Origin of the sequence: Nocardioides sp., from assembly GCF_041600255.1 — a bacterium.
Lineage (GTDB): Bacteria > Actinomycetota > Actinomycetes > Propionibacteriales > Nocardioidaceae > Nocardioides.
Window position 1 is genome coordinate 1 of the sequence record NZ_JBFIKK010000072.1, and the last position, 17,566, is coordinate 17,566.

General features: G+C 70.1%; 17 protein-coding genes and 3 tRNA genes. 10 read left to right on the forward strand and 10 right to left on the reverse strand.

Annotation, left to right across the window (positions count from 1 at the left end; all coding sequences use genetic code 11):
• Both paaZ and ABZE72_RS10015 read left to right on the forward strand, forming a co-directional pair.
• A partial coding sequence (gene paaZ / locus ABZE72_RS10010; protein ID WP_372728882.1) for a phenylacetic acid degradation bifunctional protein PaaZ occupies positions 1-1,598 on the forward strand: 1,598 nt, incomplete at its 5' end.
• Between the two features lie 72 nt (positions 1,599-1,670).
• Positions 1,671-2,555 carry a patatin-like phospholipase family protein gene (locus ABZE72_RS10015; protein WP_372728883.1) on the forward strand — a complete coding sequence of 295 codons (885 nt, stop codon included), beginning with the start codon at positions 1,671-1,673 and terminating at the stop codon, positions 2,553-2,555.
• A gap of 146 nt (positions 2,556-2,701) precedes the next feature.
• Here the strand turns inward: ABZE72_RS10015 and ABZE72_RS10020 are convergent, their stop codons facing one another.
• A complete protein-coding gene (locus ABZE72_RS10020; protein WP_372728884.1) occupies positions 2,702-3,370 on the reverse strand; it encodes a DapH/DapD/GlmU-related protein in 669 nt (222 codons plus the stop codon).
• 99 nt (positions 3,371-3,469) lie between these two features.
• On the opposite strand from ABZE72_RS10020, the gene ABZE72_RS10025 reads away from it, so the two are divergent.
• A complete protein-coding gene (locus tag ABZE72_RS10025) occupies positions 3,470-3,820 on the forward strand; it encodes an MmcQ/YjbR family DNA-binding protein (protein ID WP_372728885.1) in 351 nt (116 codons plus the stop codon).
• A 27-nt stretch (positions 3,821-3,847) separates the two neighbouring features.
• On the opposite strand, the gene ABZE72_RS10030 is transcribed toward ABZE72_RS10025, so the two are convergent.
• Both ABZE72_RS10030 and ABZE72_RS10035 read right to left on the reverse strand, forming a co-directional pair.
• Positions 3,848-4,243, reverse strand: coding sequence for a hypothetical protein (locus tag ABZE72_RS10030; RefSeq protein WP_372728886.1), 396 nt, complete (start codon positions 4,241-4,243; stop codon positions 3,848-3,850).
• Between the two features lie 80 nt (positions 4,244-4,323).
• On the reverse strand, positions 4,324-5,094 hold the full coding sequence (locus tag ABZE72_RS10035; protein WP_372728887.1) for a hypothetical protein: 771 nt from the start codon (positions 5,092-5,094) through the stop codon (positions 4,324-4,326).
• 277 nt (positions 5,095-5,371) lie between these two features.
• On the opposite strand from ABZE72_RS10035, the gene ABZE72_RS10040 reads away from it, so the two are divergent.
• Positions 5,372-6,415, forward strand: coding sequence for a hypothetical protein (locus ABZE72_RS10040; RefSeq protein WP_372728888.1), 1,044 nt, complete (start codon positions 5,372-5,374; stop codon positions 6,413-6,415).
• 165 nt (positions 6,416-6,580) lie between these two features.
• On the opposite strand, the gene ABZE72_RS10045 is transcribed toward ABZE72_RS10040, so the two are convergent.
• Together ABZE72_RS10045 and ABZE72_RS10050 are read right to left on the reverse strand one after the other, a co-directional pair.
• Positions 6,581-8,083: a hypothetical protein gene (locus ABZE72_RS10045; RefSeq protein ID WP_372728889.1), complete on the reverse strand. Its 1,503-nt coding sequence runs from the start codon at positions 8,081-8,083 to the stop codon at positions 6,581-6,583.
• Between the two features lie 977 nt (positions 8,084-9,060).
• A tRNA-Arg gene (locus tag ABZE72_RS10050) sits at positions 9,061-9,133 on the reverse strand.
• A gap of 370 nt (positions 9,134-9,503) precedes the next feature.
• Between ABZE72_RS10050 and ABZE72_RS10055 the strand changes: the two genes are divergently transcribed.
• Complete coding sequence (locus tag ABZE72_RS10055) at positions 9,504-11,312, forward strand: phosphoenolpyruvate carboxykinase (GTP) (RefSeq protein WP_372728890.1); 1,809 nt, start codon at positions 9,504-9,506, stop codon at positions 11,310-11,312.
• Between the two features lie 130 nt (positions 11,313-11,442).
• The gene (locus ABZE72_RS10060) at positions 11,443-12,480 is read left to right on the forward strand and encodes a LuxR family transcriptional regulator (RefSeq protein ID WP_372728891.1); all 1,038 of its coding nucleotides are present in this window, start codon (positions 11,443-11,445) and stop codon (positions 12,478-12,480) included.
• 544 nt (positions 12,481-13,024) lie between these two features.
• Here the strand turns inward: ABZE72_RS10060 and ABZE72_RS10065 are convergent.
• Together ABZE72_RS10065 and ABZE72_RS10070 are read right to left on the reverse strand one after the other, a co-directional pair.
• A tRNA-Ser gene (locus ABZE72_RS10065) sits at positions 13,025-13,117 on the reverse strand.
• A gap of 67 nt (positions 13,118-13,184) precedes the next feature.
• The gene (locus ABZE72_RS10070) at positions 13,185-13,646 is read right to left on the reverse strand and encodes a hypothetical protein (RefSeq protein WP_372728892.1); all 462 of its coding nucleotides are present in this window, start codon (positions 13,644-13,646) and stop codon (positions 13,185-13,187) included.
• A gap of 109 nt (positions 13,647-13,755) precedes the next feature.
• On the opposite strand from ABZE72_RS10070, the gene ABZE72_RS10075 reads away from it, so the two are divergent.
• Together ABZE72_RS10075 and ABZE72_RS10080 are read left to right on the forward strand one after the other, a co-directional pair.
• Positions 13,756-14,133 carry a hypothetical protein gene (locus ABZE72_RS10075; protein ID WP_372728893.1) on the forward strand — a complete coding sequence of 126 codons (378 nt, stop codon included), beginning with the start codon at positions 13,756-13,758 and terminating at the stop codon, positions 14,131-14,133.
• 37 nt (positions 14,134-14,170) lie between these two features.
• Positions 14,171-14,258, forward strand: a tRNA-Ser gene (locus tag ABZE72_RS10080).
• 19 nt (positions 14,259-14,277) lie between these two features.
• Here ABZE72_RS10080 and ABZE72_RS10085 read toward each other — a convergent pair.
• From ABZE72_RS10085 to ABZE72_RS10095, 3 genes are read right to left on the reverse strand one after another with little or no spacing between them, the layout of a single operon-like run.
• Positions 14,278-14,508 carry a biotin/lipoyl-binding carrier protein gene (locus ABZE72_RS10085; RefSeq protein ID WP_372728894.1) on the reverse strand — a complete coding sequence of 77 codons (231 nt, stop codon included), beginning with the start codon at positions 14,506-14,508 and terminating at the stop codon, positions 14,278-14,280.
• Between the two features lie 48 nt (positions 14,509-14,556).
• The gene (locus ABZE72_RS10090; protein ID WP_372728895.1) at positions 14,557-15,666 is read right to left on the reverse strand and encodes a hypothetical protein; all 1,110 of its coding nucleotides are present in this window, start codon (positions 15,664-15,666) and stop codon (positions 14,557-14,559) included.
• Positions 15,667-15,677: 11 nt separating this feature from the next.
• Positions 15,678-16,466 carry a carbon-nitrogen hydrolase family protein gene (locus ABZE72_RS10095; RefSeq protein WP_372728896.1) on the reverse strand — a complete coding sequence of 263 codons (789 nt, stop codon included), beginning with the start codon at positions 16,464-16,466 and terminating at the stop codon, positions 15,678-15,680.
• A gap of 74 nt (positions 16,467-16,540) precedes the next feature.
• Between ABZE72_RS10095 and ABZE72_RS10100 the strand changes: the two genes are divergently transcribed.
• Both ABZE72_RS10100 and ABZE72_RS10105 read left to right on the forward strand, forming a co-directional pair.
• Positions 16,541-17,116: a molybdenum cofactor guanylyltransferase gene (locus ABZE72_RS10100; RefSeq protein WP_372728897.1), complete on the forward strand. Its 576-nt coding sequence runs from the start codon at positions 16,541-16,543 to the stop codon at positions 17,114-17,116.
• Between the two features lie 84 nt (positions 17,117-17,200).
• Positions 17,201-17,524 carry a DUF6457 domain-containing protein gene (locus tag ABZE72_RS10105; protein WP_372728898.1) on the forward strand — a complete coding sequence of 108 codons (324 nt, stop codon included), beginning with the start codon at positions 17,201-17,203 and terminating at the stop codon, positions 17,522-17,524.
• Positions 17,525-17,566 lie beyond the last annotated feature (42 nt).

Genomic DNA, 17,566 nt, shown 5'->3' on the forward strand with positions numbered 1-17,566 from the left:
CACGACCCGGCGTCGCGGTGCAGATCAATGCCTTCAACTTCCCGGTCTGGGGGATGCTCGAGAAGCTCGCGCCGGCCTTCCTCGCCGGGCTGCCGACGATCGTCAAGCCGGCCAGCCAGACGGCGTACCTCACCGAGCTGGTGGTGCGCCGGATCATCGAGTCCCAGATCCTGCCCGAGGGCACGCTCCAGCTCCTCGCCGGCAGTGCCGGCACCCTCCTCGACGAGCTCGGCATCCAGGACTCGGTCGCCTTCACCGGCTCCGCGCACACCGCCGGCCTGCTCCGCAACCACCCGCAGGTGCTGCACGGCGGCGTCCAGCTGGGCGTCGAGGCAGACTCCCTGAACTGCTCGATCCTCGGGCCGGACGTGACCTCGGCGGACCCGGAGTTCGACCTGTTCGTCAAGGGCGTCGTGACCGAGATGACGGTCAAGGCCGGCCAGAAGTGCACCGCGATCCGCCGCACCATCGTGCCGGCGGCGATCGCCGACGAGGTCGTCGAGGCGATCCGGGCCCGGCTGGCGAAGGTCACCGTCGGACACCCCGCCCACCCGGACGTCCGGATGGGTGCGCTGGCGAGCCTCGACCAGCGCGAGGAGGTCCGCAAGGCCGTGCAGGCGCTGCGCTCCTCCGCCGAGATCGTGTACGGCGACCCCGACCACGTCGACGTGATCGGCGCGGACGCCGAGAGCGGCGCCTTCATGTCGCCGGTACTGCTGCGGGCGAACAAGGGAGCCGTCGAGCCGCACGACATCGAGCCGTTCGGCCCGGTCAGCACCGTGCTCACCTACGACTCCGTCGAGGAGGCCATCGAGCTGGCCGCCCGCGGCAAGGGCAGCCTGGTCGGCTCCCTGGTCACCCACGACCCGGACGTCGCGCGACGCGTCACGCTCGGCCTGGCACCCTGGCACGGGCGGATCCTGGTGCTCGACCGTGACGACGCGGCCGAGTCGACCGGCCACGGCTCCCCGCTGCCCGTGCTCGTGCACGGTGGCCCCGGTCGGGCCGGCGGCGGCGAGGAGCTCGGCGGCATCCGCGGCGTGCTGCACCACCTGCAGCGCACCGCCATCCAGGGATCGCCCGACATGGTCACCGCGATCACCGGTCGCTGGACCACCGGCTCCACGCGCACGGTCGAGGAGACCCACCCCTTCCGCAAGTCGCTGGCCGAGCTGCGGATCGGCGACACCATCTCCTCCGCCGAGCGCACGGTCACCCTGGCCGACATCGAGCACTTCGCGGAGTTCACCGGCGACACCTTCTACGCCCACACCGACGCCGAGGCCGCGGCACGCAACCCGCTCTTCGGCGGGATCGTCGCCCACGGCTACCTGGTGGTCTCGCTGGCCGCCGGGCTCTTCGTCGATCCCGACCCGGGCCCGGTGCTGGCGAACTTCGGGGTCGACGGCCTGCGTTTCCTGACCCCGGTCAAGGCCGACGACACCATCTCGGTGACGTTGACCGTCAAGCAGATCACCCCACGGATGAACGCCGACTACGGCGAGGTCCGCTGGGATGCCCTGGTCACCAACACCGACGGCGACCCGGTCGCGACGTACGACGTCCTGACCCTGGTCGCGAAGACGTGGCCGCAGTGAGCGTCGAGATCTGCTGAGACTTTTTTTCGGCCCGCCCTCAAGGTGGTGGTCTCGACCACCGACAAAGGGTGCATGGACCACAACGGCGACAGCATCGAGAACCCCCCGTTCTCCGCTGACGGCTCGCGTGGTCCTGGGCGCAACATCTTCGTCCTCTCCGGCGGCGGCTCACGCGGCGCCGGTCAGGTCGGGATGCTTCGGGCGCTTCTGGGAGCCGGTGTCGCTCCTGACGTCCTGATCGGCGGATCGGTCGGCGCAATCAACGCCGCCTTCATGGGGGCCGACCCGTCCGCCGATCAGGTCGAACGTCTCGCCGACCGCTGGATGACGATGACGTCCACGACACTGACCGGAGAGCGTCGCTCAGCGCTCGCCAACCTGGCTCGCCGCCGGGCCTTCCTCTTCACCTCGGACCGGATGCGCAAGGTGCTCAACGCCTGGCTGCCGGCCGAACGGCTCGAGGACCTGAAGGTCCCGGTGCGGGTCGCCACCACGTGCCTCACCACCGGCCGGGCGGTTCACCACGACCGCGGCAACCTGACAGACCTGATCTGCGCCTCGACCGCCCTGCCGGCCGTCTTCCCCCCGGTCGTGATGGACGGCGACGACGGCCCGGTCACCCACGTGGACGCCGGGATCGCGGAGAACCTTCCGATGTCGGGCGCCTACGCCATCGCTCGTCCCGGCGACCGGATCTACGCTCTCGACGTGACCAAGACCCCGCTCCCCCGCCTGCTGCGCAACCCGCTGGACGTGCTGATCGCGGCACTGGTCGCCACCGTCCGCAACCAGTCGTTCGGTACGCCGCCGCCCGGCGTCGAGGTTGTCCACCTCAAGCTCGACGAGTCCTTCGACTGCGGCCCGGTCTTCGACTTCTCGCACACCGGCACCCTGTTCCGCCTCGGCGAGCAGTGCGCCACCGCCGCTTTGGTCGCCTCCCTCCCGGCAGCCGCCTAGGCCGCCACCCCGACACGGCCCGTAGGGCCACTGTCCCCCCGAACGCGGAAGCCGTGCGCCACCCGAGAGGCGTGCGGCTTTCGTGTGTCCGGAGGAAGTCGAAGGTCCGGGGGCTCTCCCCGGGGTCCGGGGGTCCCGGGGGGTGCTCAGCCCAGGCCGGGCAGACCCGCCAGCACCGGGCGTACGTCGCCTGCCGGGGTCACCCAGCCCACGCCGGGCTCGAAGCGCCGGATCACCCGGGCCGGAGCCCCGCCCACGACCGCGTGGTCCTCGACCGTTCCGCGCACGACCGAGCCGGCCGCGACGACGGCGTTCCGCCCGATCGTCGTACCCGGCAGGATGATCGCGCCGTGGCCGATCCAGGAGCCGGCGCCGATCGCGACCGGTTGGTGCGGACCGAGCTGCCGGCCGATCGGGACGTCGAGGTCCTGGTAGCCATGGCCGGAGTCGGAGACGAAGACGTCCTGGCCGCACCAGACGTCGTCGCCCAGCACGATCGAGGAGTGCGCGGTCAGGCTGGTGCGGGCGCCGATCACGCACCGGTCGCCGATGACCAGCCCCCGCTCGGGGAGCCGCCGGTCGTCCGGGCCGTACCCGACCGAGAGGGTGACCTGCCGTCCGATCAGGGTGCGGCTCCCGATGTGGATGGAGCCCACGCCCATCAGCGTCGCGGCCGGGAAGCCGATGCAGCTGCCCTCGCCCAGGTCGCCGAACCCGTCGGCCGCCCTGGTCCCGGGCACGATCTCGCCCGCGCGCTCGAGCCATGCCCAGGCAGCCTGGACGCCCCGGTTGATCCATCGCTTCGGTCGGTTCACGCAGGTGAGGCTAGTGATCGCGGGCGCCGCGCGGGTGGGAGTTCACCCGCTGGGCGGGCCTCGCGGCAGCGTCGGCGCGGCACGGGCGATCATGGAGCCGTGCCCACCCGGATCGCCGACTTCCTCGAGCTGGTCGACCAGCTGCCCGAGGTGCGTCGCAGCGACCATGACTGGTACTCGAGGTTCCAGGTCGGCGGGAAGACCTTCGGCTACCTGTGGGAGCGCACCAGCACGGTCGGGCTGAAACAGACCCTCGCCGAGCAGCTGGCCCTGGTGGCCGAGCGGCCCGAGGTCTTCGAGGTCCAGTTCACCGCGGGCGGCTTCGGTTGGGTCGTGGTCACGCTCGCCGGCGTGGAGCGCGACGAGCTCGCCGAGCTGGCCTTCGAGGCGTGGCGGCTCAGCGCGCCGGCGGCGTTGGTCGAGGAGCGCGCCGACCGGCTGCCGGACTGAGCTCCGGCCGGCGTCGAAACGGCGGCCTCAGTCGTCCAGCGGGTCCACGTCGGGGGCCCGGCGCGGAGGCACGGCGTTGAGGGCGATCTTCACCAGCGCGACCCGGGCGGCGAGGGTGGCCTTGCGCCGCAGTCGACCCCCCTCGGCCTCGCCGAGGGTCTCCTCGACCGTGGCCCGGATCTGCTGGTCGGTGAAGGTCGGGCGGGTGCCGTCGGGCACCTCGACGTCGGGCAGGGCGTGCAGCACGGGCAGCACCTGGCCGCCCAGGGCGTCGAGCATCGTGAACCGCTGGTAGCCGCCGAGCTGCTCCCAGGCCTCGTCGACGTCGACCTGACCCTTGCGGATGTCCTTGCGCTGGGTGGCCAGCATCGCCTTGGCGCAGCCGGCCAGGGCGACCGTCATCTCGTGTTCGGTGAACCGCATGGGGACAGTGTGGTCGGCCGGGCTGGTCGGGGGCCAACCGAGAGCGAGGTGGGAACAGGGGTTTCGGGGCCGCCCGGGTTTCAGGACCAGCGGCCGCCGGACCACATCAGCTGATGACACCCCACCGACCCACCGACGGTGACGAAGGGGTCGCCGTACAGGGAGAGGTCGAGCTCGCGCAGCTGACCGTCCACCGTCACCGGCAGCCGCATCGTCCACTCGTGCCAGCCGGAGTCGGCGTACGCGATGACCTCGATCTGCTCGGTCCGGCCCGCGGCCAGGACGAACTCCGGGGGGCGGCGCTTCCGATCGGCGTACCGGGCCGTGGGGCCACCGGGCGCGCTCAGGTTCACCTCGTAGGTGCGCGGAGGCACACCGCCCCCGCCGACGCCCTCCGGACAGCAGAGCACCCCGTGCGGCGCTTCCCGGACGGCGTGGTCGAGGATCGGGCTGCCGACGGTGATCGACACCTCCTCGAGGGCCTGCAGGGTGATCACGACCTTGGTGGTGCGGACGTCGGAGCCGCCGACGCCGTGCGCCCAGGCCCACCAGTCGACCAGGGAGACCGGCGGCCTCGTCGGGGAGAAGTCGCCCGGGAAGAAGAACGACGCCGGGTAGTTCAGGTCGCCCGGCGGCATCTTGGCAGGGTCGACCTCGTAGACCCAGGTGAGTGCGCTGCCGGCGATGGTGCGGCCGGTCGGCGCGTTGCCGGTGTGGTCACTGCGGTCCTCGACGTCCGACCAGTCGGGTCCGTCGGCCACCTCGGCCCGGCGTCGTCGGGCCAGGCACCCCCAGCCCACCGCGCTGGCGCCGACCAGGGCCCCTGCGACATCTCCGAGATCAAGGAACATGTCGATCATCATGCGCGACCGACGAACCCCGCAGCCGCTGACCTGCCACTTGTGGTTGCTGAAAAGCCGCCGACCTGCCACTTGTGGTTGCCACAACTGGCAGGTCGGCCTGCCTCCGCCAACCACAACTGGCAGGTCGGCCTGCCTCCGCCAACCACAACTGGCAGGTCAGCGGGCTGGTATGGCGATCCGCGCGAACGCCCCTCGCGGACCCGAGATCCTTGTTAACTTTCAGGAACCACGACCGCACTCGCCGCCCCCGACGGAGACCACGCCCATGAATCTGCTCGCGTTCCGCCCGCCCGCTCTCACCCGAACGCTCGTCGGTGGCATGGTGCTCGCCGTCGGTGCCGGCCTCAGCGTCGTGCCCAGCGCGCACGCGACGCCGGTCGAGGGCCACATCAAGATCACCCAGAACTACTCCGACGAGATCACGACCGGGGTCATATGCGGGGACCCAGACCTCGGGGTCAATCACCTGCGCCGCTTCGACCTCGATGGGGACCACGGCTCCACCAGCGGCTTCTCGGTCACGGAGGTCGGCTACGGGATGGGTCCGCTCTCCGCGTCCAGCCAACCCCGGATGGGTGCGCTGAACGCCTACAGCATCGAGCCGTCGGCGGACCTGACGAGAGCCGCTCTCACGCTGCTCGCAACAGAGGAGATCACGTTCGAAGCGAGCGACGCTCCCTCGCTGATCACGATGCCGTTGTCGGCAGGGGTGCCGGCCGACATGGACCTGGTCCTGGAGCTGAGCCTCAACGCCGAGGCCAACGCCGAGTTCTACGCCGGCTACAACGCAGCCGGCGAGATTGCCGACACCTACGTCGACGGCTGCCACTACAGCGAACCGACCCCCCTGAGTGATGTCGGCCTGCCGGGTTACCACCTGGTGCTGCACGCCTTCGGTACCTCCCAGGACTGCACCACCGCCCAGGCCGAGGAAGATGCCACGGGCGCGGCGCTCGACCAGGCGCTGGCGAACCGCGCGGAGGCACGCGCTGACCGCGTCGCGGCAGCCAAGGCGATGCGGGCGGCACGCAAGGCGGCCCAGAAGGCTCGTGCGAGGTACGGCCTCGGCTCGCCGGAGGCCCGCAAGGCCAGGGCCACCGTGAAGAAGACCAAGGCGATCAAGACCAGGGCACAGGCTGCCGCCAAGGAGGCCAACGCAGCCGCGAACGTGGCCCGTCAGGACCACCGGACCGCGAGCCACACTGCTCGCGACGAGTGCGCCCAGCCCGAGCTTCCGCCGCGGCCGGAGACCGCGCAGCGGGCGCCCGCACCGCGGTCCGGTCAGTTCCAGCTGGCTCCGGTGAAGTAGCTCCACCCGTCAAGCCCGGCGGGGCCGTGACCTTCGGGTCGCGGCCCCGCCGTCGTCACACCCCCGCCGACCTGCCACTTGTGGTTGGCGCTGAGCCGACGAGCTGCCACTTGTTGTTGCCTAGCGTTGGCAGGGCCGAGCGTGATCACGAGCGCGCCACCCGCGTCACGCGTGGACCCTTGCGTGCTTCTCCTTGCCTGCTACTGGTGTGGCTGGGGGTGGCCCGGGAGGTTGTGGGGGCATCGGTCGGGAGCTTTGATGACTGCGGAGCCTCAACTCGACTTCGTCGATGATGGCCTGGCGACTACCTCGTGCGTCACCGATGGCCACGTCGATGTAGGCCCGGGTCGACTCGGGCGAGGAGTATTTGACCCCGGACTCGGTCTTTCGCGAGGACACCACCATCATGGTTCGGTCGGTGCCCTCATGCCTGACGGCCTCTAACTTGTCGTACGCCCATTCGCGCTTCTTCGGACCCAAGAAGGCGACGCGAAGGCTGGTCACGACCACTTCTCCCCGTCCGACCACCGTGGGATCCAGGACGCCTTGGTTCGAACGCATCTCCACCAGGGCGCCGGGGACCGTGCAGAAGACACGTTCTCCGCGCTTCATCTTCAGACTGGTCTCAGCATCACCCCGACCCACATCTGTTCGGACCGACTCCAGGAGGCTCGACAGCTTCTTGCCCCGCAGTGCCCAAGCTCGTTCAGCATCCTGATGCCGAGCGAGGGCTTCGCGATAGTGCGCAACCTTCGCTGCGTGAGCACTCACCGCACGGTCGTACCGTCGTTTCTCCATCCAGGTGGCAACGCCAGCCACCAGCGACACTCGCCAACGCTCAAGACGCGAGCGGTTCTTCCATACCCACCACGCGGAACTGAGGATCACCGCGATACCCAAGAGGAGAAGAGCGAGGGCTGTCACGAACTCGCCCCGTGTCATGGGGTTGGGCGCAAGGTCCGCTGCCATCTGTTCAGTCGTCGTGTTGCCGTACTCATCGCTGGCTACGACTTCGACATCGAAGTTGCCTTCGGGGAGGTCGAACTGCAGCGTCTCGTTCGCTCCGTCTGCGGTGAAGGTGCCGCTCTCGGTCTCCGCCCCAGTGTCATCTGTGATCGTCCACCCGATTTCGCTACCGGCCTCGCCGTTAATCACGAAGCCCAAGACACCCTCGGCGGCCCTGTCGGCAAGAACCCTCGCGACGAGAGAAGGCGCCACCGTGTCCACCACGAAGGCGGGGATGGTGGACCTGCCGCGTCGACCAACCGGGTCGGTCATCACAACCTTGGGAGCCCCGTAGAAGCCATCTTGCAGGGAGAACGAGACGTAGGCAGATCCACTGGCAGCGAGTCGCGCGGTCTTCGCTGCCGCAGTCGGAACAGTCACCTTGGCCTTCGCGCCAGGCGTGCCATAGACATAGAAGGACTGGACGGCCTCGCGAGGGCTGGAGGCATGCGAGGCGGTCACGTCCAGGGACGCCACGTTGACGACCACAGATCGGGTCACCGAGCGCTCGTTCCCGATCTCATCTCTCAGAATCAACGCCACCGTGTGTTCACCATTGGCCAAGGGCCTGTTCACGACAACGCGCCCGTCAAGGGTGGTGCCCCGCTTAACGACCTCACCATCGACGAGCAGCCGATAGAAGGTGTCGGGGTCCGTAGTCACCTCGACATGAGTACGTGAGTCTTCCGTAGAGCCCGACGCAAACGTCGCCGACCGAACACGGGGAGGAGTTGCATCGGCAGTGACGCGGAGGGTGTGGACCTTGCTGCGGTTTCCAGCTGAATCGATGGCGGACACGCGGTAGGAATGGCGACCTGACCCGGTTCGGACGGTGATCATCTGCGCGGCCCCCGTGGCAGTCACCGTCGCCACGACCGATGGTCCCGTCGTCACCTCGATCCGTGAGCCTCGTTCGGCACTCACTGGGATGCGAACAACACCCCCCGCAGCGACTGACGGCTTCCTGACAGTGGGCTTGGGAGGTGGAGTGACGTCCGACTTCACGAGAGGTGCGGGCGGCTTGTAGGCAACCGGGCATTCCGAGAAGTTCCCCGTGTCACCGCACACGTAGCTACCGGTGTCCGAAGGGCATGAATGCGCCGCATGGCAGCCGTCCCGGTGGGCCTGCGCAGGTGCGATCGCGACCGTGAACGCGGCCCCCCATACGCCGGCGGTCATGACGAGGGCAACCAGAACGCTTCCGAGTCTGCGGTGCACATCCTGTCGTCCGGAGACCTGGCCTTGAAGGTCCTTCAAGCGTCGCTGGCATGCTTCGCGACGTAGTCCTTGTTGCAGTGCCCGAGATCCTTGCTTCATGCCACCAAGGAACCGCCAGCCAGGGTTCCGATACTTCAGAACCACCACATTCGGTGACACTCACTGCGCTTCGACAGCAAGAGTCCCCCCCCCGTCTGGGGGACAGTCCTCGGGCGCCCCCCGGCGTCGTGTCGGGGCTCAACTCTCCGCAGGGCCGAGCTCGGCCCCAGCCCACCGCGGCAGCAACCACAAGTGACGGGTCGCGCGTCCAGCAGCAACCACAACTGGCAGGTCGGCCTGTTTCCAGCAACCACAACTGGCAGGTCAGCGCGGAAATGAGAGAACCGCAGGTCAGCGGGTGGCTGCCTGCGGTTCTGGTCTTGCGCGCCTGTAGGGATTCGAACCCCAAACCTTCTGATCCGTAGTCAGATGCTCTATCCGTTGAGCTACAGGCGCCCGTCACGAGGACTGGATGAGAATAGCCGACCTGCCGGGTGAAGCCGAATCGGAGGGGTCCCCCTCGACACCCGGGCCCGCGCGAGCAGACCCGAGCGGGCCGAATCCCGCTCAACCACGGGTGTCTCCGCTCACACGTTGAACGATCCAATAGGCGCGTCGGAGGGTCGGGAGTAGCCTCGCCACATCTCGGGATCAGATCCCGTGTGCACCAACCCTGAGGCATCATCTCGGGGACACAACAGAAGTCGCCGACAACGATGCCGTGCGATCCATACACAACTCCACGACACATCCGTCGATACGCTCGACGGCCGGAGGCCTCCCGCACCGCGGGACCACCGCGAATGCGCGAGAGGGAACACCAGGCATGACCGCCGACACTCAGACTCCGACCACCCACCAGGGCATCCTGGACTTCGTCAACGAAGTCGCCGCGATGACCCAGCCGGACCGCATCTACTGGTGCACCGGCTCCGACGAGGAGTGGACCGAGCTCACCGCCGCTCTGGAGTCGACCGGGACCTTCACCCGGCTCAACCCGGCGATCAAGCCGAACTCCTTCTACGCCGCCTCCGACCCGATCGATGTGGCGCGCGTCGAGGACCGCACCTACATCTGCTCGGTCGACGAGAAGGACTGCGGGCCCACCAACAACTGGATGGACCCGAACGAGATGAAGGCCATCATGCGCAAGCTCTACGCGGGCTGCATGAAGGGCCGGACGATGTACGTCATCCCGTTCGTGATGGGCCACCTCGAGGCCGAGAAGCCGATGTTCGGCGTGGAGGTCACCGACTCCGCCTACGTCACCGCCTCGATGCGCGTCATGGCCCGCATGGGCACCCACGTCCTGAAGCGGATGGAGGAGCTGAACGCCGACTTCGTGCCGGCCCTGCACTCCGTCGGCATGCCGCTCGAGCCCGGCCAAGCCGACGTCGCCTGGCCCTGCAGCGACACGAAGTACATCGTCCAGTTCCCCGAGGAGCGGATGATCTGGTCGTTCGGCTCCGGGTACGGCGGCAACGCGCTGCTCGGCAAGAAGTGCTACGCCCTGCGCATCGCCAGCGTGATGGCGCGCGACGAGGGCTGGCTGGCCGAGCACATGCTCATCCTCAAGCTCACCAGCCCGCAGAACGTCGTCAAGTACATCGCCGCGGCCTTCCCGTCCGCGTGCGGCAAGACCAACCTCGCCATGCTCCAGCCCACCATCCCGGGCTGGAAGGTCGAGACCCTCGGCGACGACATCGCCTGGATGCGCGTCGGCGAGGACGGCCGCCTGTGGGCGGTCAACCCGGAGTACGGCTTCTTCGGCGTCGCCCCCGGCACCAACGAGCACACCAACCCGAACGCCATGAAGACCATCAACAAGGGCAACTCGGTCTTCACGAACGTCGCCCTCACCGAGGACGGCGACATCTGGTGGGAGGGCCTGGAGAACCCGCCGGCCAAGGCGACGTCCTGGAAGGGACAGCCCTGGACCCCGGACTCCGAGGAGCTCTCCTCGCACCCGAACAGCCGCTACTGCACCCCGATCAAGCAGTGCGACATCCTCGCCGAGGAGTACGACGACCCGCGCGGCGTGCCGATCGACGCGATCCTGTTCGGCGGCCGTCGCAAGACGACCGTCCCGCTGGTCTTCGAAGCCCGTGACTGGACGCACGGCACCTTCCTGGGCGCCACGCTCTCCTCCGAGACCACCGCGGCCGCGGTCGGTCAGGTCGGCGTCGTCCGTCGCGACCCGATGGCGATGCTGCCGTTCATCGGCTACAACGCCGGCGACTACTTCAACCACTGGATCTCGGTCGGCAAGGACAACGACGCCGCCAAGCTGCCGAAGATCTTCTACGTCAACTGGTTCCGTCGCGACGACGAGGGCGGCTTCCTGTGGCCCGGCTTCGGTGAGAACAGCCGCGTCCTGAAGTGGGTCGTGGAGCGGATGGAGGGCACGGCCGCTGCGGTCGAGACCCCCATCGGCTACGTCCCCACCGCGGACTCGCTGGACACCGACGGCCTCGACATGACCGAGGACGCCCTCACGGCCGCCCTCGCGGTCGACGTCGAGGAGTGGAAGGAAGAGATCCCGCAGATCCAGGAGTGGTTCGAGAAGTTCGGCGACGACCTGCCGGCCGTGCTCTGGACCGAGCTCGACGGACTCAAGGCCCGCCTCGGCGTCTGAGCCCCGTCGTACCCGCACCTCACCGAGGGCCCTTCCGCATGCGGAGGGGCCCTCGGTTCGTTGGTGGCTGTGCGATCATCGGGCACTGATCTGTCGGACACCGACGAGGTGAGGAGTTGGGGAGAGCCACGTGGAGAGCTTTGGACCGGAGGAGCGCGCGCTCTTCGAGGCGGACGCGACCCGGCTGTACGAGGAGGTCGTCACCCAGGGCGGGCTTCCGGCACAGGACCCCCGGATCGCCGAGGGCGGGCCGCTGCATGCGGCCTGCGCACTGCTCACCGAGCTCGGCCTGCTGACCCGCGACCCCGGCACGGACACCTACTGCGCGGTCGACCCCTCCAGCGTCCAGTCCCGGGTGGTCTCCCCGCTGGGTCTGCAGGGCGCTCGTCTGCTCGAGGAGTCCTCGCACTGGGCGCGCGCCTTCGGGGCGCTCAACCAGACCTGGAAACGCTCCCCGCAGGCCGCCGAGCGTGGCCCCTTCACCTACATCCACGACGCGGCCATCGGGCCCTTCATCGCCGGCCTCGTCTCGGACTGCGAGGAGGAGCTGCTCACCGCGCAGCCGCAGACCGGGCGCGACCCGCAGACGCTCGCCTCGGCGGCCCTGCGCGACACCGCCCTGCTCGAGCGTGGCATGAAGATGCGCATCCTCTACCAGCACAGCGCCCGGCGCAGCGCGATCACGCACAAGTACGTCACGGCCGTCACCGCCCGCGGGGCGGAGGTTCGCACCCTGGACGAGTTCTTCAACCGGATGATCGTGATCGACCGGCGGGTGGCGGTGATCCCCGGTCAGGCCGACCTCCGCTCGGCGCTGGCGGTCCGCGAGCCCTCGGTGGTGGAGTACCTCGTCGACATCTTCGAGCGGACCTGGGAGCGGGCTCGCCCGTTCACCAACAAGGAGTCCTCGATGATGAAGGACATCGCCGCCGAGCAGCGTGCGATGACGATCCGGATGCTCATCGAGGGTCACGCCGACCCGGTCAGCGCCAAGCGCCTGGGCGTCAGCCCACGGACGTACGCCGGCTACGTGGCGGACCTCAAGGAGGAGTACGAGGCGGAGACGCGCTTCCAGCTGGGCTACACGATGGGCCGCGCGGGCGTCTCCGGCAACGAGAAGGCCGACCAGACCGCGGCGGAGGAGGAGGCCCGGTCCGCCGAGGGCTGACCGGGCTGACCCGGGGCTGACCCGGGGCTGACCCGGGGCTGACCCGGGAGGGACGACCTCGCCGAGCCACGCACGGCCGAAATGTGCTCGAGGGCAGTGACCGGATGGTCACTGCCCTCGAGTGCTGAGACGGGCCTTGGGGGGGCACTGGGACCGAACAATGTGGGGGTGGTTGGGTCCCCGTCTCAAGCCTGGGGGGGTGGGGCTGGGAGGAGCCCGTGGATCAGGGGGTGATGGTCATGCAGAAACCACCACAACCCCAGCTGCTGCCCGCGTGCGCCGGAGCTGCGATTCCGAGAAGGCCGAGGCTCAGTCCAGTTGCTGCGAGCGCAACAGCCACCTTGCGTGCGATCTTCATGTTGTCCACCAATCGTTTCCTGAGGCCACGGCATGGGCCTGCGTACGGAGTTTGGGCCACGCGCCGGGTGCGCGTCACCCCCAGATTGGCTCAGAAATCTGCAATGCATAACTTTGCAACCCATAGTCGGACGGCGGCGTCCGAAATGCAGTCGGCCCCCTCGCGATGCGAGGGGGCCGAGCGAACTGGCGGAGGCGGCGGGATTTGAACCCGCGAGAGGGGATTACCCTCAACCCGCTTAGCAGGCGGGCGCCATAAACCGGACTAGGCGACGCCTCCCCGACAGCCAGCACAGGCTACAAGGGACTCCCACCCGGGCACGAATCAGGGTTGCGCGCCGTCCCGCTCAGATCGGGCGCAGCCCCTGCCCGCGCTGCAGGTGCGCCTGCAGATCGCGGACGAACTCCTCCCGGTCCGCCGCCAGCGCTGCGGCCGGGATCGTGGTCGTCCGGCCGTCCTGGAGCCGCAGCACCACGCAGGGAATCCCGCGCGGCGTTCCCGTACTCGCGTCCTCGACCTCGGTCCAGGCGGCGGAGGTCACCCCCGCGCCTCGGATCAGTCGGACCCGGTAGCCGTCCTCGTCCAGCCGCACCACCCAGGCCCGGCGGTTGAGCCAGTAGCCCAGCGAGAAGACGCCGACCAGGCCGAGCACCGCGGTGACGACGAGCAGGTCGGGGGTCAGCTCGAAAGTGGCGACCAGCGCGGTCAGCCCGAAGAGGAGCAGCGCCAGCGTGACCAGGAGCAGACCCGTCAGGCGGGCGTTCAACGCCGGGGAGAGCCGATAGTCGGACGGCGGGGTGGCGGGCATGCCCCGATTGAACACAACCCATACGAGGTGGCGCCAATCGGCCTTGTCCCCGGTCGCGCGCGGGGCCACACTCGAAGGTCTCACTCCGTCCGAGGCAGGGGAGGTCCCGATGACGGCGACCACGATGACACAGGCGCTGCAGCACCTCGAACTGCTGCTGGTCCCACCGTCGGAGACCGGGGTGCCCCTGGGGAACTGGCGCTGGGCGGTCCGGCAACGGATGGCCGGCGTCCGCGATCACCTGATGGAGGAGGGCGCGCAACCGAACGACGGGTGGTTGGCGGCGCGCGGCGGGAGCGCCGTACGCGAGCGCAACGCGCTGCTGCTGCGGTTGAGCGACCTGGCGCCCCGGATCCTCGAGCATCCGGACGTGGACGAGGTCTGCGCCGAGCTGCGCCGGCTGCACGCCGACATCATCCATCACCTGCAGCGGGTACGCGACCTGGCGTACGACGACGTGGAGATCGAGTTCGGCGGCTCGGAGTGACACCTCTAAACTGCTCCCGTGCACCCTCGGGTGTCACGGAGGGGTGCCGGAGCGGCCGATCGGAACCGCCTTGAAAGCGGTCGTAGGGAGACCTACCGCGGGTTCGAATCCCGCCCCCTCTGCCACGCGGTGACGTGCGCGCCGTCAGTCGGTGAACTCGAGCAGGACGTCGCCCTCCTGGACCACGTCGCCCGGGCCGACCTTGATCGCCCGGACGGTGCCGTCGGCGTCGGCGATCACGGGGATCTCCATCTTCATCGACTCCAGCAGCACCACCGTGTCGCCGGCAGCGATCCTGTCCCCCGGCGCCACCGCCACGACCAGGACGTTGGCCACCATCTCCGCGACGATCTCGTTCACCTGTTCACGCGCCATGCTGGCGACGCTAGTCGTTACCGGCAGGTACCCGAATCCGCCGCGACCTCAGAGCAGCGCGCGGGTGCGTCGCGGCTCGGGACGTACGGCGGCCGCCTCCTCCGCGCGGCGGGCCCGAGCCCCCCGTGGGCCGGTCAGGGCCAGGTCGGTCCGGATCACCAGGAAGCCGAGCACCAGGCCGACCGCGAGGCCGTAGAGGACCGAGAGGCCGCTCTCCAGCAGCGAGACCGACGGGTTGAGCAGCGCCTGCGAGACCGAGGCGGTGGCCGCGACGCCGAAGGCGCAGACCCACCAGCCCTGGCGGCGACGAGCGCGCATGTGACAGCCCCAGGCCAGCGCCGGGATGCCGAGCAGGGTCTCGATGGGCCGCGGGAAGGCGCCCAGGTGGGTCCGGGTCCAGCCCACCGCGTCGAACAGGGTGCTGACCACGCCCTCGGTGCCGTACTCCCGCAACAGCTCGGCGTACGCCAGGGTCACCGCGAGCAGGGCCGCCCCGATCACCACCGTCAGGGTGCCGCGCCGCCCGAGGCCGTGCAGGCCGGCGCCCAGGCGGTAGACCACCCCGAAGGCGCCCAGCAGCGCGAGCGCGAGCGTCGTGTACTCGAAGCGGGCCAGCGTGATCACCGGCTCGAAGCCGACCACGGCCAGGGACCCGATCGCGGCCAGCCCGGTGGCGTACGTCGCCTCGCGGGCCGCGTGCCGCAGGCGTACGGCGGGCACGGTCGCCATCACCGCCAGGACCGCGGTCACCACGCAGGTCAGGACCGCGGCCCCGGTCCGCAGGGACTCCCGGTCCAGGACCAGCACGGTGATCCCCATCGCCAGCGCGAGGCAACCGAAAACGACGGGTCGGCCACCGGTGCGGACCGCCAACCCCCAGACGTAGGCGGACGAGACCGCCACCGAGCCCACGCCCCCGAACCACTCCGGGCCGACCGGGACCATGGCACAGACCAGCATCGCGGTGCCGGCCATCACGATGCCGACCCACACGAACAGGGGCACCCGCGAGCGCCCCACCGCCTCGGCCCGGGACTTCCACGCCGTCCACCGCTCGGGCCACTGTTCCGTCCAGCTCTCGACGCGCCGGTGCGCCCAGTCGATCGGCGAGCGCGACGCGGGTCGTTCGGCGCGACGACGCGGAGTGGGGGTGGACACGACGGAAGAGGCTACAGACGCCGGTTGGCCAGGGACGGGTTGGCCCGACGGGCCTCGAGCAGCGCGTCGTGCTCCAGCGAGGCCCGCAGGACGGTGTCCCCGTCCTCGGCCTCGGCCAGCACGTCGCCCAGCGGGTCGACCACCAGGGAGTGGCCGGTGTAGCGCGGGCCCGGCTGCCCGGCGGCGGCGACGAAGACGGTGTTCTCGATCGCCCGGGCCCGGATCAGGGTGCGCCAGTGGTCAACCTTGCGGGGGCCGGCCACCCAGGCCGCCGGCACCACCAGCACCTCGGCGCCCCGGTCGACCAGGGCCCGGGCCAGCTCGGGGAAGCGCAGGTCGTAGCAGGTCATCAAACCCAGGGTGAAGCCGCCGACCTCCACCAGCCGGGGCTCGGTGGGGCCGGGCGAGAGCCGGTCGGACTCGCGGTAGCCGAACGAGTCGTAGAGGTGGATCTTGCGGTAGTCCGCGGACGCCGCCCCGCGCACCACGAGCGTGTTGAACGGCAGCCCGGGCTCGGGGCCGGGCTCGAACATGCCGGCCACGATCGTCGTACGACGCTCCTCGGCGACCCGGGCGACCTCGGACGCGAACGGGCCGTCGGTCGGCTCGGCGAAGGCGCTCACGTCCGATCCGGCCTCGCCGAAGTCCCGGGCGAACGCCTCGGGGAAGACCACCAGGTCGGTCTCGGTCGGGGTCAGCTCGTCGATCAGCGCGCGGTTGGCCGCCGGGTCGAGACCTGAGGCGTGCTGGATGAGGGCCAGGCGGAGGGGGGCCGGGCGGAGGGGAGTGCGTGCCGTCACCGTCCCAGAGTGCCACGTCGCGCCCGCCGAGGGGACCGACCGGGACCGGCGGCGGGGCAGGCAGACTGGGCCCCGTGGACCATCCCCCTGCCTCGACCGACCTCTGCGCCGTCCTGCTCGCCGGCGGCACCGCGGCCCGCCTCGACGGCGTCGACAAGGCCTCCATCGAGCACCGCGGACGCACCCTGCTGGAGCACGCGCTCGCCGCGCTGGTCGACGCGGGCGAGGTGGTGGTCGTGGGCGAGCCCGTGCCGACCAGCCGGCCGGTCACCTTCACCCGGGAGAGCCCCCGGTACGGCGGCCCGGTCGCGGGCCTGCTGACCGGCCGGGACGCCCTGGCCCGCCGACCCCGGCTGCTCGGCGTGCTGGCCGTGGACATGCCCCGGGTCACGGCTGCCACGTTCCGCCGACTCCAGGAGGCGGCCGAGGGTCGCGACGGCGCCTTCCTGGCCGACGCCGACGGCCGGCGCCAGCTCGCCGGGGTGCTGGACCTGGCACGACTGGACGCCGTACGCCCCGACCTCGAGGTGCAGCACGGGATGGCGATGCGGGCCCTGCTGGCCGACCTCGACCTCGCCGACGTGCCCGCCGAGGGTGACGAGGCCCGTGACGTCGACACCTGGACGGACCTGCGCGACCTCGGCGACTGATCCCTGCCGCGCACGGACACGGATTTCGAGCCTGCGGCACGTCGGGGGTTGCGGTATCGGGGGCTCGCGAGGAATGTGGGCACCGTGAACCTGCACGACTGGATCGACGAGCTGTGCGACGTCCTCGACGTCGAGACCGAGGTCGACGAGGCCCTGGTGCTGGACCTGGCGCGGGCGGCCGCGCACAACGTGACCCGCCCGGCCGCGCCCATCACCACGTACCTGCTGGGTTGGGCCGCGGGAGCCCAGGGCGCGAACCCGGAGGCGATCGAGGCGCTGGCGGCGCGCGCCCAGCTCCTGGCCGAGCAATGGGACCGGCCGGCGGACGCCCGCGACCCGCTGGACATCGACGACCCGGTGCCCGACGACGACCTGGTCGACCACACCGCGGACGCCTTCGACGACTGATCGTCGCCTCGACCGACCCGCCACCTAGGGTGGCGGGCATGC

What these genes read in the sequence shown, in the direction of transcription:
- ABZE72_RS10015 (WP_372728883.1), top strand. Translation starts at nt 1,671, where the DNA reads ATGGACCACAACGGCGACAGCATCGAGAACCCCCCGTTCTCCGCTGAC.
- ABZE72_RS10030 (WP_372728886.1), bottom strand. Translation starts at nt 4,243, where the DNA reads ATGCGGTTCACCGAACACGAGATGACGGTCGCCCTGGCCGGCTGCGCC.
- ABZE72_RS10035 (WP_372728887.1), bottom strand. Translation starts at nt 5,094, where the DNA reads ATGTTCCTTGATCTCGGAGATGTCGCAGGGGCCCTGGTCGGCGCCAGC.
- ABZE72_RS10040 (WP_372728888.1), top strand. Translation starts at nt 5,372, where the DNA reads ATGAATCTGCTCGCGTTCCGCCCGCCCGCTCTCACCCGAACGCTCGTC.
- ABZE72_RS10055 (WP_372728890.1), top strand. Translation starts at nt 9,504, where the DNA reads ATGACCGCCGACACTCAGACTCCGACCACCCACCAGGGCATCCTGGAC.
- ABZE72_RS10070 (WP_372728892.1), bottom strand. Translation starts at nt 13,646, where the DNA reads ATGCCCGCCACCCCGCCGTCCGACTATCGGCTCTCCCCGGCGTTGAAC.
- ABZE72_RS10075 (WP_372728893.1), top strand. Translation starts at nt 13,756, where the DNA reads ATGACGGCGACCACGATGACACAGGCGCTGCAGCACCTCGAACTGCTG.
- ABZE72_RS10085 (WP_372728894.1), bottom strand. Translation starts at nt 14,508, where the DNA reads ATGGCGCGTGAACAGGTGAACGAGATCGTCGCGGAGATGGTGGCCAAC.